At 61.3% G+C, this 13069-nt stretch carries 10 protein-coding genes; 1 reads left to right on the top strand and 9 read right to left on the bottom strand.

Annotation, left to right across the window (positions count from 1 at the left end; translation table 11 throughout):
- Positions 1–11 precede the first annotated feature (11 nt).
- The 7 genes from VK792_RS06000 to VK792_RS05970 form a co-directional block, all read right to left on the bottom strand.
- Positions 12–1319: an alginate O-acetyltransferase AlgX-related protein gene (locus VK792_RS06000; protein ID WP_326296460.1), complete on the bottom strand. Its 1308-nt coding sequence runs from the start codon at positions 1317–1319 to the stop codon at positions 12–14.
- 17 nt (positions 1320–1336) lie between these two features.
- Positions 1337–2119 carry a hypothetical protein gene (locus VK792_RS05995; protein ID WP_326296459.1) on the bottom strand — a complete coding sequence of 261 codons (783 nt, stop codon included), beginning with the start codon at positions 2117–2119 and terminating at the stop codon, positions 1337–1339.
- 9 nt (positions 2120–2128) lie between these two features.
- Positions 2129–3565, bottom strand: coding sequence for a right-handed parallel beta-helix repeat-containing protein (locus VK792_RS05990; protein WP_326296458.1), 1437 nt, complete (start codon positions 3563–3565; stop codon positions 2129–2131).
- A gap of 88 nt (positions 3566–3653) precedes the next feature.
- Complete coding sequence (locus tag VK792_RS05985; protein ID WP_326296457.1) at positions 3654–5057, bottom strand: mannose-1-phosphate guanylyltransferase; 1404 nt, start codon at positions 5055–5057, stop codon at positions 3654–3656.
- Positions 5054–6130, bottom strand: a complete 1077-nt coding sequence (locus tag VK792_RS05980; RefSeq protein ID WP_326296456.1) for a hypothetical protein — start codon at positions 6128–6130, stop codon at positions 5054–5056. The genes VK792_RS05985 and VK792_RS05980 overlap by 4 nt, the downstream gene beginning before the upstream one ends.
- Before the next feature lie 30 nt (positions 6131–6160).
- Complete coding sequence (locus tag VK792_RS05975) at positions 6161–7636, bottom strand: glycosyltransferase (protein WP_326296455.1); 1476 nt, start codon at positions 7634–7636, stop codon at positions 6161–6163.
- Between the two features lie 9 nt (positions 7637–7645).
- The gene (locus VK792_RS05970) at positions 7646–8965 is read right to left on the bottom strand and encodes a nucleotide sugar dehydrogenase (RefSeq protein ID WP_326296454.1); all 1320 of its coding nucleotides are present in this window, start codon (positions 8963–8965) and stop codon (positions 7646–7648) included.
- A 317-nt stretch (positions 8966–9282) separates the two neighbouring features.
- Here VK792_RS05970 and VK792_RS05965 point away from each other — a divergent pair, with 317 nt between their 5' ends.
- Positions 9283–10227 carry a heparin lyase I family protein gene (locus VK792_RS05965; protein WP_326296453.1) on the top strand — a complete coding sequence of 315 codons (945 nt, stop codon included), beginning with the start codon at positions 9283–9285 and terminating at the stop codon, positions 10225–10227.
- A gap of 2 nt (positions 10228–10229) precedes the next feature.
- On the opposite strand, the gene VK792_RS05960 is transcribed toward VK792_RS05965, so the two are convergent.
- Both VK792_RS05960 and VK792_RS05955 read right to left on the bottom strand, forming a co-directional pair.
- Entirely contained in the window at positions 10230–11465 is a 1236-nt protein-coding gene (locus VK792_RS05960) for a Tm-1-like ATP-binding domain-containing protein (RefSeq protein WP_326296452.1), read from the bottom strand.
- A gap of 19 nt (positions 11466–11484) precedes the next feature.
- Positions 11485–12969, bottom strand: coding sequence for an aldehyde dehydrogenase (locus VK792_RS05955; RefSeq protein WP_326296450.1), 1485 nt, complete (start codon positions 12967–12969; stop codon positions 11485–11487).
- Positions 12970–13069: the final 100 nt, after the last annotated feature.

Raw genomic sequence — 13069 nt, 5'->3', positions numbered from 1 at the left:
CTGTCCACTCCTCAGTAGAAACACGCGGCAAGACGCGGGGTGCCGTTGAAGGGTTGGTCAAGTTCGATATCGACGAAGCGCGCGCCATCGGCCCAGAGACCCGACAGCGGCATGAAGAACCGACCCGTGCGCCCCGCCGTGTCGGCGCGGGTTACCGTCTTGGTCCGCTTGAATCCCTGCGCCGAATGGAAGGTAAAGCGCGCTTCGCCCGCGGCGGTGCCGTCGGTATCAAGGTAAAGCGTGTAGGCCACGTTGGGATCAAGCCCGGCCAGTTCGGCGCGGGCGGTGTTGTCCTGGAGCCCGGCCTGAATCATCAACGGGATGCGGCACCCGCTGCCCGAGGCGGCGATGATTTCCCGCATCGGCTGATCGCCGAACTGCGCAAGGTTATTGTAGACCGGGTTTTCCCAGACGATCACCGTCGGGCGACTTTGCTGGAATTCGGTGCTGGTCACATAGGCGGTAAACGCGCCATAGGCCCCGCCGCCGGGGATCGACAATTGGCTGACGTTCATCCCGGTGGCCTGTTGCAAGGCCCCCGCGAAATTCACACCGGGGGTGGCGGAATATTCCGTACCGACCAGCGCGATGCGCGGCCCCAGAGAGCCGCCAAAGCCGCTGGCGGGCGCATTGGCCGTCTGCATCTGCGGGGTCTGGAAGGTGGCGACCATGTCCTTGGGCAGGTCGATCAGGCAATGGCGCTGCAACACGTTGCGCATGTCCGAGTCAAGCTCGACCTCGCCCCCGCCCATGACGGGCATCGGCGCGCGGGCCATCGGCGCCGCCATCTGGGTGGTGCCGGCCAGCGCTTCGGCCACCGATTGCGCGATCAGCTGCGCCCCCAGCGCGTTGATGCGATAGTCCGCCTTGAAATAGGGCGCGCCGACGCCGCGGCTGCCCTGGTTCAGGGCCTTGCGCGCATCCGCCACCACCACGCCCGCGTCGCGCAGGCGCTTGATCATGTCGTCATAAACCGTTGCGGCCAGATCGGGGTTGAACCCGTAGTCATAGGCCCGCCTTGGCAGGTTTTCCGTCATCACCATCGCCTTGGGCGGCACCGGAACATAGACCAGCGTGGTGCCGAACTGTTGCAGTTCGCTGGCCAGCCGGGCCACGTCTTCGACGGTTTCGTCCGAGAACGGGTGGAAATTCCTCAGTTCGGGATTGACGCGGTAGAACACACCTTCGGTGCCTTCGACGCTGGGAAGGCTGTGGAACCCGTCAAGGTCCTCGCAACCGTAGGTCGATTGGGCCGACGCCCCATGCGCAATACTCAGGGCGACAGCCGAAGCTGCCACCGCCTTGACCAGTCGCTTCATGTCTTTGCCCCGTGTCCTCAATTGGTTGCGGCTGCGGACGTGTATTTGCCCGCGGCCAACTGCTCGATCAGATTTGCGGCCGTCGTTGCGACCGCAAGGTTTTCCGCCTGCTGGGCCCGGTCCAGATAGGAACGGGCATCCGCGAGGTCTTGGTTTGTCAGGGTATCCTTGCGCAGGATCGAAATCGCCATTTTCAGGTCGCTTCGGCCACCGCCAAGCGTGTTGATCTGTTCGTCGATCTTGGCCTTGGTCGCTGCTGACAGCGGACCGAACAGGCGGCCTTCGCCGTTGTAGTCGATCACTGCGTCGAGGGCGAGTTCGTTGCCCGCCCAGGCGTGTGCATAAAGCACCTGGATATACTTGTTGATGCGTGCCTTGGGTTCGGTTGCGGGATCCAGGTATTGCAGCGCCTCAACCATTTCCGGCAGCGCCCAGACCCGGCCGCCGCCAACGGCAATCGCGCCGTAATAGGCCACGTCCGAGGCGTTTTCCTCGATCCCGCGGGCCATCAGCACGTCGACATAGCGCAGCGCGGCCAGGGTTTCCCCACGGTCGGCCAGCGCCTTGAGCATGTCTGCTTCGACCGGCTGCTTGTCCAGCAGCGCCAGCCGCGCTTCGCGCAGGGCCCGGGTGGGCAGGCGGTTGGTGCTTTTCAGGCCCTTGTCGACCACCACGCTGATCTCGCGCGATGCGCGGTCGATCGGGAACGGCAGGGGCAGCGTTTCCGACTGCGCAAAGCAGGGCAGCCCCAGCCCGAGGGCCAGGATCACTGCAAGTCCGGTTTGTGCTGTCTTACGCATCGCTACCTCTTATTCCACACAGCTCACATCAGGCAGCGGTCCATCCTGGAGCCCCCCAGCTGTCAGGATCATCGGGGTTTCCCCCTTGAGATTGGTGGCAATCACCCGACCCTGGCTGGACAGGTCGCCAGACACGAAGCGCGGGAACTGACGGGTGAAGTCATTGTCGGTCATCACCACGGTTTCGCCAGTCGCCGTGGCCAGCCCGGCGTCATTGCCAAGAAGCAGGTTGTGATCGACCAGTGTCAACGCGCCCGGTTCTTGGGCTGAGACCCAGATGCCGATGCTGTTGTTTCCGATCACGGTGTTGTCACGCACGATCATGTTGCGACCGGTGCGGATTTCGATCCCCTTCTGGTCGTTGTCCATGATCAGGTTCTGTTCGATCACGCCGCAGGACGATTTGCTGACGGTGATACCGCCGCCGTCGCGTTGCCAGACCACGTTGTTGCGGACCGACACGCGCTGGCTGTCATTCTGCACGACGATGCCGGTTCGATTGCCACGCAGGATCACATTGCCTGCGATCACCCCGCGGGACGAGCCCTGCAACAGCCGGATGCCGTTGGTGGGTGCATCGCCGGTGATCAGGTTGCCAATGATCCGCGCATCCAGTGAGTGGGTCACCACCAGCGACGCGCCGCGGCTGCCATGGATGCGGTTGTTGCGCAGCACCACGTTGTCGGCCATCGAGGCGCCAACCGTGGACAGGTTCGAGAACGTGTTGTTCTCGATCACGATTTCGTCCTTGCGCACCAGCAACGGGTTGCGTGCAACGGAAAAACCGGCGAATTTCAGTTCGTTGCCGAACCCAAGATCGGTAAAGCTGGAATTGCGCGCCTTCACCGACGCGCCGCCGGCATTCACGATGAACGGAATGAAATCGGGCGCGTTGGGGTTGGGCTGACCTTCAACACCAAAGCTGGCGCCGTCGATTTCCAGCCGGCCGAAATTGGCCAGAAACGCGCCGGTATCGCGCAGGAAGGTGAGCGATTCACCGGGGCCGATGCGCAAGGCGCCGTCGGCCCAGATAATCACCGGCACCTTCAGCAGATTGCGGCCTTCGCCACGGTCGACTTGCAGTCGGTGCTGTTCCAGCAGTTGGAAGATGTCCGAGAGCGTCGCATCGCCGCTGTTGATCACCAGCGCCTTGAATTCAGGATCGGCCTGCGCATTGAGAACGTCAAGGTTGTCCTTGGCGCCATAGATCTGGGCAATCAGGCCAAGGGCAAGACGCGCGTCCATCGGCTTGGCATCCACCATGTCGCGGTCGACGGTGGGAAAGGTTTGTGCAGCAACGGTCTGGATCGCGCCCTGTTGCAGGCGCGTGATCTCGCCCAGGCCCGCCTGATCGATCAGCGTACGCGCCTGAATACCCGGTTCCGGCAGCGTGCTGAGCGTCATGTCGAACGCCCGCAGCTTTTCGCGCAGGGTCTTGTCGATCAAATCGGGTGCGGCCGCAGCAGGGACTGCCACGGCCAGCGAGATGGCGAGGCAGGCCCGATGGGCCCGCCCGAGGATATGTGCGAAAACGCTAGGCATAGTTCTTCAATGTCAGCACCTTGTCGTCTTCGACGACGGCAGGTGTGGTTACGTTGAGGAACAGAAGCTCGGCCTGGTGACCGGTCTTGTTGCGCAGCTTGGTGGGCGTGGCGTCGTCCAGAGCGATCCGTTCGCCTTCTTTCAGAAGGCGCGCATTGTCGTCTTCGCCAAGCGTCACGGCACCCCGCACCACGATCACCTCGCGCCCGGCAACGGGAGCGATTTCCAGCTTCTGGCCCGGTTGCATCCGTGCCTGGCTCAGGTCAACCTTGTCGCTGGCAACCATGCGCAGCAGACCGTTTTCCTGTTCCTTGCCGACATGGCGTTCGGCTTCGAGCCGCTTTTCCTCTTTCAGGAATTCGGCAACCTTCTTGACCGACTGACAGTGGCCAACCTGGGTGACCAGAAGCGCGTCGGGCGTGTCGATGACGATCACGTCCTTCATGCCGACAACGGTCACCAGACGCCCGGTGGAACGCACCATCGAGTTCTGGGTTTCAACCGCGATCACGTCGCCTTGCAGCACGTTGCCCTGGTGGTCGGTTTCGGCGATGCCATACATTGCCGACCAGCTGCCCACGTCGGACCAATCGACATCAAGCGGCGACAACGCGATCCGGCTGGTGCGCTCGAACACCGCGCTTTCGGTCGGCAGATCCTTGGCCTGGCTGAAGGCGATGGCGTTCAGCAGAAGGCCTTCCTCGCGCTCTTCGGCCTTGTCATACGCCTTGCGCACGGCATCGACGGTCTCGGGTTCGAACCGCGAGTATTCTTCGAGGATCGTCTTGATCGAGAACATGCTGATGCCGGACGCCCAATAGGCGATGTCGCTTTCGACCAGCTGGCGCGCCTTCCGCGCCGGGGGCTTTTCGACGAAGCGTTCGACCTGGCGCAGCCCGTTGTGGCCCACGACCGGGCCATCATCGACGATGTAGCCAAAGCCGGTTTCGGCAAAGCGCGGCTTGATGCCGAAGGTGATGACGTACCCGTCTTCGGCCGCCGGCACCATTGCCTTGATGGTCGAGTTGATGTCGCCACGAATCACGTGGTCGGCCGGCACCACAAGCAGCAACCCGTCCGGGTCCTGTTCCTGCAGCATCATCGCCGCGGCCAGAACGGCCGGACCGGTGTTGCGGCCCATCGGTTCCAGCAGAACCTGCGCCTTCACCCCGATTTCATCCAGCTGTTCGTGGATCGTGCGGCGGTGCCGCACCGAGGTGATGATGACCGGGTCGGCAAAACCGTCTTCGTGATGGCGTTCCACCGCGGTCTGGAAGAATGTCAGGGAGTCCGGCCCCCCGACCTTCTGGAATTGTTTCGGACTTTGCGTCCGCGAGATCGGCCAGAGGCGAGTCCCATTTCCACCGCAGATGATCAGCGGATAGATCTTGGTCATAGCATTTCCTTCAGATCGAGGAGTGCACCACCTAAAATTGGCTTGGCCAACCGCAAACGCGCCGATTGCCCAATATCTGCCGGACCAAGGCTGCCCTCTTCAGCCACTAGGTCAACTGGTACATACAGCTCTCCACGAAGGGCCGACGCATTGGTTGCGGACGAAACGACCACCTGTACCGGAATGGAACGGCCATCGGCCATATCCAGGTAAACGCGCTCGCCATCCATCGCTTTTGCCAGTCCTTCGACACTCATTTGAGTCTTCACTCTGATGCCTACGCTATTGTCGAAAAACGTCAAAATTGGGTCGATAGGAAGGACAGTTGCGCCTTCGACCACACCCTCGGCAAGTGTGATCTGACAGTCACAGGGCAACTGGAAGTTGAGGACATCGCCGCTGTTCGAATTGATCGAAAAGACCACTTCACCCTCGCCCGCGGTGGGGTTCAGATACGAAATCTGGCCTGCGGCGGTGGCGCGCATTTCGGTGCCGGCCCGCTCGACGAAGACGGGGCGCGGTTCGAAAGACTGGGTGTAACGGGTGATCAGCACGTTGGCTGCCGTCAGGATCAGAATCACCGACAGGGCCGCAGCGCCAAGACTTTTCATCCGGCGCTTGGGGTCGTCGGAGATCTTGTCCTTGGGGGCCTTGGGCTTGGTCGGGCCGGTGTAGGACAGCATCGCGCCCATCGACACGAAGTCGCCAGCGATGAAGCTGTTCAGGATATAACGCAGCTGCGGCAGGTGCGGCCCGGTCGGGTCCATGAACTGAAGCGCGATCTCGCCGTCTTCGCGGGTGCCTGCGACCATGGCTTCGGGATAGAGCGCGACAGTGAACCCTTCGAAATCGAATTGCAGCTTGGTCACGAATTTCGTGCCCATCAGGCTGGGATCGAAGGGGCCGGGCACCTTGATGAAGGCGGCGGTCACCGAAAGCCCGGTTCCGTCGAAAGACTGGTCCCCGATCGTCACCTTGAACGGAACCGGCAGAACCGGGTGTTCCGTATCGTAGACGAAATCAACGGGGATCGACGTGTGGGCTTCGGCTGCGATGTTGGTCTGCTCGGTCATTTTTTTATCTCTTTCAATGGCTTTCGCTACTCATACCTGCGACAGGAAGAAAACCCCAAGCGTCAGCCAGACGATGGCCAGCACATGATGGATGAAGGATTCCTGAGCCTTCTGCCGCTCGGAGAGCGGCACTGCTTTTGCCTCGGCTGCGGTCTGGCGGGTCCACCGCTGTTTGTTCAGACGGAACAGCACGTAGGTTTTGATCGCCGCGCCGACGACCTGACCAAAATACAGGATCGGCGGGTGGGTCACCGGGAACCAGGTTCCCCGGAACAGGTTGATGATGATGCAGAAGATGTACCGCGTCGCCAGAACCCAGGCGATATAAAGCGGAACAACCGTCATCGTATGCAGAATGGCCGCCATCGCGACCGAAATGGGCCCAACCAGCGTTGTCCAGGCCGATACGCGTTGGTCCATGATTGACCACCATGTAAACCACCCGATGAGGCTGGGTCTGAGCTTCAGCGCACGCCCGTTGGTGCGCATCATGTTACCGAACCACCGGACCATAAGGGTCTGGGCACTCTCAATGAACGTATCGCGGGGTTGGCTTTCAAAGGACCAGGACCGCACGTCGGGAAGATAGGCCATTTCGTAGCCATTCTTCAGCAGCCAGTACCAAGTCGACTTGTCATCGCCAGTCAGGAAGACCACGCGGCCCAGTCGCCAGTGGTCGATATAGTCGTGATCGACGCCTTCGATGAATTCCGGGTGCGTCGCCAGATCGGCGCGGAACACCGACATCCGGCCCGTCAGGGTCAGAACGTGGTTGGCCAGCCCCATCGAGCACATCATCACTTGCCGCTGGTTGAAGCGCAGGTTGAACCAATCCTTGTAGAGGTTCTTTTTCTCGATCAGCGCGCCTTCGTCGGTGGTCAGGGCGCCAACCTTGGGATTGGTGAAAAACGGTGCGGACTGCGCGACGATGTCGTGCGGCACAACGGTGTCGCCATCGACAAACACGCAGATGTCGCGGTGGGTCGGGCTGAACTTGGCCAGAATCCGAAGCGCTTTGGCGATTGCGTCGCGTTTGCCTTTGGATTCGATGCGGTCAATCACCAGCCGGATGCCCGACATGTCGCGCGGCATGGTTTCAAAAACCTGGCGGATCAGGCGTTCGTCGGCGCCATGCACAACCGAGGCCACGATGGTGGCCCCGTCCTTGGCGTTTGCTGCCGCGTTGAAGATGGATTTGTAGACCGTGATCGTCACCTTCACCTCCATCATGTAGGAGGTGACCATGAAGAACGCGTGCGATTTGACGTCGTTGTCACGGAAGCGTTTGAACGCCCGCGCCTTTCTGACCGGATACACGATCCAGCGGAAAATGATGGCGCGGGTGAAGTTTATGGCGGCCCAAGAGTAGCGCCATGCTCCGAGAAACCCGAGGATGAAGATCGTATTCCGCGCATTCTCCAGCGATCCCAGCGTTTCAGCTGGGATGGATGTCACGAGGAGGATGATGACCGCGAAATAAGCGACATGCGACAGGGCTCGGAGCATAGCCTACCTTTACCAGCAGATACCTTCGTAAGTGCCGTCCGACGTCAGCTCTTTGGAGAACCGGGTCAGATCGACGACCTTACGGGTCTTTGCGGCCTCGGAAAGACGCTCGACCGTGTTTTCATAAACGTTGCCGACAACCAGCGCGCCCGCGTCGTTGATCATACCGTCCAGGTCAGCCACGATGCGGCCTTGCAGGTTGGGAATCACGTCGTTGCCGCGGCCAGCGCCGGGGGTGTGGCTGTCATAGGCTTCCTGCACGTAGGGGTCGTAGATCGACACCTCGATGCCCTTTTCGATCAGGCGGCCAGCCAGGGTTGCCAGCGGGCTTTCGCGCAGGTCGTCGGTGCCGGCCTTGAAGGCCACGCCGACGAAGCCAACCTTGTTGGCGCCGCTTTCCATGACCATCTGCTCGGCACGCTGAATCTGCGCCTCGTTGGCTTCCAGGGTCGCTTCCAGCAGGTGGGCCTTGATGCCTTTCTCACGCGCCAGGTGACGCAGAGCGCGGACATCTTTCGGCAGGCAGGAGCCACCGAAGGCAAAGCCGGGACGCATGAAGTATTTCGAAACGATCGCCTTGGTGTCCGAGGTCAGGATTTCCATGACCTTCTGGCCGTCCAGGCCGCAGGCCTTGGCGATGTTGCCGATCTCGTTGGCGTAGGTGACTTTCACCGCGCGCCAGGTGTTCGAGCAATACTTGACCATTTCCGCGGTGCGCAGGTCGACCACGTTGATATCGCAGGGCAGGTCCTTGTTGATGTCGGTCAGGATGCGGGCGGTGCCCTCGTCCATGGCGCCGAACACGATCAGGCCCGGATCGTAATAGTCTTCGATCGCGGTCGATTCACGCAGGAATTCCGGATAGTAGCCCATGCCGAAATCGACGCCGGCCTTTTTGCCCGAGAATTCTTCAAGGGTGGGGATACAGGCGGTTTCGCACGATCCCGGCACGATGGTCGAGCGGATGACGACCGAATGGAACGCATCCTTGTTGGCCAGCGCCTTGCCGATGTTTTCGCAAACGTCGGTCACATAGACCAGACCGACCGAACCATCGGGAGCCGACGGGGTACCAACGGCGATAAACGACACTTCGGTGTTGTCGATCGCGTATTGCACGTCGCTGGTGGCTTCCAGTTTGCCAGCCTTGACGGCATTTTCGATGAGCTCGTCCAGACCGTTTTCGACGATCGGGGTCAGGCCCGCGTTAATGGATTTGATTTTGCCCGGATCTACGTCGACCGCGATCACTTGATGACCGTCGCGTGCCAAGCATGCTGCCGACACAACACCTACGTAGCCAATGCCGAAGACACTGATCTTTGCCATTTTCTCTGCCTCTCAGGTTCACTTCAATGGTGAGCCCGTTTTTCATTATGTTTTGCGGCTAAATTACGGTTCAAATCGTCCTTAACAAAGAAGAAAACCCTTGCTTCATTGGATTGACGCTCACTCGTGACAATTCTGCACCAAACCACAAAAACTAGCGTCTAAGCAGGATGTTGCCGGTTACATCTAGTGTTTGCAAAGCCGGCTTCGCTTGACCAAAAATGTCAAAAGCGGGACAAAAGGCGAAACAATGGGCGAAAAACGCCCCTATCGTTCACAGGCAATGCACGGCAAAAACACCCGCATAAGGAGAGCAGATGGTTAAGTTCAGCTTGGTTTTGGCGTGCAGCGCCGTGGTTTTGGCGGCCTGCCAGGTGGTTTCACTGGGCAACCTTGCCAGCCCGGCCCGCGCACCCGCAGCGATTTCCGCCGATGCGACCGCGCCAGCGGGCTATGCCCGGCTTCTGAATACCACGCCATATGGGTTCCGCTATTCGGTGGATGGCGAACCGGTCCGGCGCGGACTTGTCAGCGAACGGTTCGAGTTGCGCAGCGACGAATGCAGCGGCAGCGATTGTGGCAATCCCCGCTATCGCAGCGAAATCCGGATGGAGAATGACGCCAACCGCGCCCGACTGGGGCAGGACAGCTGGTATGGCTGGAGCTTCTACAATGCAAACGTGTCGTCCTATCCGCGTGACGTTGCGCTGAAGACGGTGTTTGGGCAATGGAAAGTGGATGGCGATGTGCCGCCCGCAATCCGGATCGTTCAGATCGGCCGCGATGAAGGCGATTGGGCCAAGTGCGACCCGCGGGTCTGCACCCCAGCGTCAGACGGATCGAAGGATGTGGTGCTGCAACTGGACGACATGCAACAGGCGATGGGCTGGGGCACGGCACAGAACGAAGGCTACATCTGCCGGTTGTTCAGCATGGATGCCTCCAAGGGAGAATGGACCGACATCGTCCTTAACACAAATTTCTCGAACACGTCTGACGGGTATCTGCGCGCCTGGGTGAATGGCGAACTGGCCTGCGATTACAAGGGCCGGGTCGTGGCGACCACCGACCGCGCATTCCGTGCCCGTCCAAACCACCGGCGCGGCATCTTCGTCAGCTATACCACGCGCTGGGACAACGTGCAGAAATCCAAGCCGAAGCCGACGATGATCGTCTACTATGATGAATTCCTGTCCGGCAAAAGCCGTGAAGAGGTCGATACACGGATGCGCGCGGCCATGGGATTTGGCGCCAAGGACTGATCCTAGGCGCGCGCGACCGTCCCTGCGTCGATCCAACCGTCGAACACCGACAATACTGCCTCTGCAAAGGCCGCGTCGTTGATATGCGCGTCCAGTTCCAGCAGCGTGACGTTGGCCGGGCAAGAGGCGCGCATTTCGTCAATGAACGCCGCCAGCCCTTCCGCGTCGTGCAATGGCCCGCCGGGGCGATCCCATTCGTTGCCGCCCAGAAGCGGCAGCAGGAAAACCACCGGCCCCCTGGCGCCCGAAAGCTTGTCACACATGGCGCGGGCCATCTGCCTGCGCTGGTCCGGCGTCATAAGGACCGAAGACAACAGTCGGTTGTGTGCGTGAATATCTTGCCCTTCCAATTTGGGCGGAACCGCCTGCCAGCCGACAAAATCGACCAGATCATAGCACCCGGGGGCGATGATTTGTGGCACTCCGGCGGCCCCGGCGTTGGTCATCCGGTCGTTTCCGGCGCTGATCGACGATCCCATCATGTGGTTTCCGACCTCCTGCGGGGCGAAGTCCATCACCGCCGCAAAGGCCCCTTCGCGGGCCAGGCTTTCGAAGGCACGCCCCCCCATTCCCGTGGCGTGAAACACTGCGACTTCGAAACCGCGCGCCTCGAGCGCTGGCTTCAGCGCCACCATGTAGCGCAACACGGTCTTGCCAAACGAGGTCATGCCGATCAACGGCCTGTCGCGGCGCGGTGGTTCGACCGCGCGGGCCGCGCCCAGCACGGCCCCGGCCGCCTGCGACAGCGACGCCTTGCAAACCGAGTTCAGACCATAGAGCCCCCCGGCCCACAGGATCATCTGCACGTCTCCCGGCAGCCGTTCCGGCGGGATCAGCGGCGAGAACGATACCGTTGACACGATATATTTCGGCACGCCCAGCGGCAGCGCGGCGCAGACGTCCAGCGCAAGATCGGTGCCCATGGTGCCGCCCAGCACCAAGACGCCGTCAAAGCGGCCCTCGCGGTGCAGGCGGGCGACAAGCGCGCTGGCGCCTTTGGCCATGATCTGCATGGCAAGGTTTTCATCCTCGCCGGCAATCGCTTCGGCAATGCTGTGGCCGCCTTCGGCCGCAACGTCATGCTTGGAATAGTCGGTGGGGGCGCTTGGATCGCCCAGAACGCTGACATCCATCGTCAGAACGCCACCCCCCTGCCCTTTCAGCACCTCGGCGATAAAGTTCAGTTCGTCGTCTTTCGTGTCGTAGGTCCCGACGACCAGAATCGTTCTGTCTGTCATGACGGCATCCTTGTGTCTGTCAGAGCTTGATCCAAGCGGACTTCAGATCGAGATACTTGTCGAGGGCGTGCAGCGATTTGTCGTGCCCGTTGCCGGATTGCTTGACCCCGCCAAGCGGCACTGTCAGATCGGACCCGCCATAGGTGTTCACATGCACCAGACCCGCGCGCAACGCCCGCACCATCCGGTGCGCCCGCGACAGGTCACTGGTCCAGACTGCAGCCGCCAGACCATAGTCGGTGCCGTTGGCGATCTGGATCGCCTCTTGCTCGGTCTGGAACGGGGTCACCGCAAGGACCGGGCCGAACACTTCGTCAGTGGCCAGCCGGTCATCGGGGCGCACCTCTGTCACGATGGTGGGGGCGATGTAGTAACCGCCGGTTTCCTGAAGGATCTGGCCCCCGCCGGTGACGATGGGCCGCCCGGCTGCGCGGGCTTCTTCTATGAAACGCAGAACGCGGGACAATTGACCCTGGGAATTGACGGCCCCGGCTTGCGTTTTCGGATCAAGCGGGTTGCCAACCGTCATCGCCTCGGCCTGTTGGCGCAGTTTTTCGACAAACTCGTCGTGAATGTCGTGCTGCACCAAAAGACGCGAGCCGGCGATACAGACCTGGCCGGAATTGCGAAAAATACCTGCGGCGGCGGTTTTGGCCGCGATGTCCAGGTCGGGCGCATCGGCGAAAACGATGTTCGGGGACTTGCCGCCAAGTTCGAGGTAGACGCGCTTGAGGTTCGACCGCGCCGCTGCCTCGAGCAGTTTGCGCCCCGTCCCGCCGGAGCCGGTGAACACCAGAACGTCCACATCCATGGATTCCGCCAGCGCCGCCCCGACAACCGGCCCTTCACCGGTCACGACATTCAGCACGCCGGGCGGCAAGCCCGCATCATGTCCAAGCTCCGCCAGCCTGAGCAGGGTCAGCGAAGCGGTTTCGGCGGGTTTCAGAACCACCGAACACCCCGCCGCCAAGGCCGGCGCCAGTTTCCACGCGCCGATCATCAGCGGGAAGTTCCAGGGAACGATGGCAGCCACAACGCCCGCCGGCTCGCGGTGAACAAGGCCCAGGACATCTGGTGCGGTCGGGGCAATTTCCCCAGCCAGCTTGTCGATCGCTTCGGCGTAATAGCGGATGGACGCCGCAGCGGACAGCGGTTCTGCCTTCAGCGCCATTCCGATTTCGGTGCCGTTGTCGCGTACGCCAAGCACCGCAAGCGACAGGGCATTCTCTTCGATCAACGCGGCCCATTTCAGCATCACCGCCTTGCGCGCGGCGGGTGCCATGGCAGACCAGCGCCCGTCGTTGAACGCCTTGCGTGCAGCGGCCACGGCCGCGGCGGCATCGTCTCGGGTGCCCTTGGCAAGCGTTGTCAGCGTCGTCCCGTCGATGGGCGACAACGTAGGCATCCGGCCACCGTCGGACGCGGGCCGCGCTGCGCCGTCGATCAGGTGTTGGGCGGGCGGAACCGGCATTGACGCAAGCGCGGCAATCTTGTCTGTATCCATCGGGCTTCCCTTGGTTCAATATGCAAACCATTAGTATCAATTAATATTCAGCCCAAATCATAACCTGTCAACGCATCTATTTGTTCTCTGGCAAACATGG

It is taken from the genome of Mesobacterium hydrothermale (assembly GCF_035818635.1).
GTDB lineage: Bacteria > Pseudomonadota > Alphaproteobacteria > Rhodobacterales > Rhodobacteraceae > Mesobacterium_A > Mesobacterium_A hydrothermale.
The sequence above is the reverse complement of the archived record's forward strand: the minus strand, read 5'-3'. Positions and strand labels throughout refer to the sequence as shown.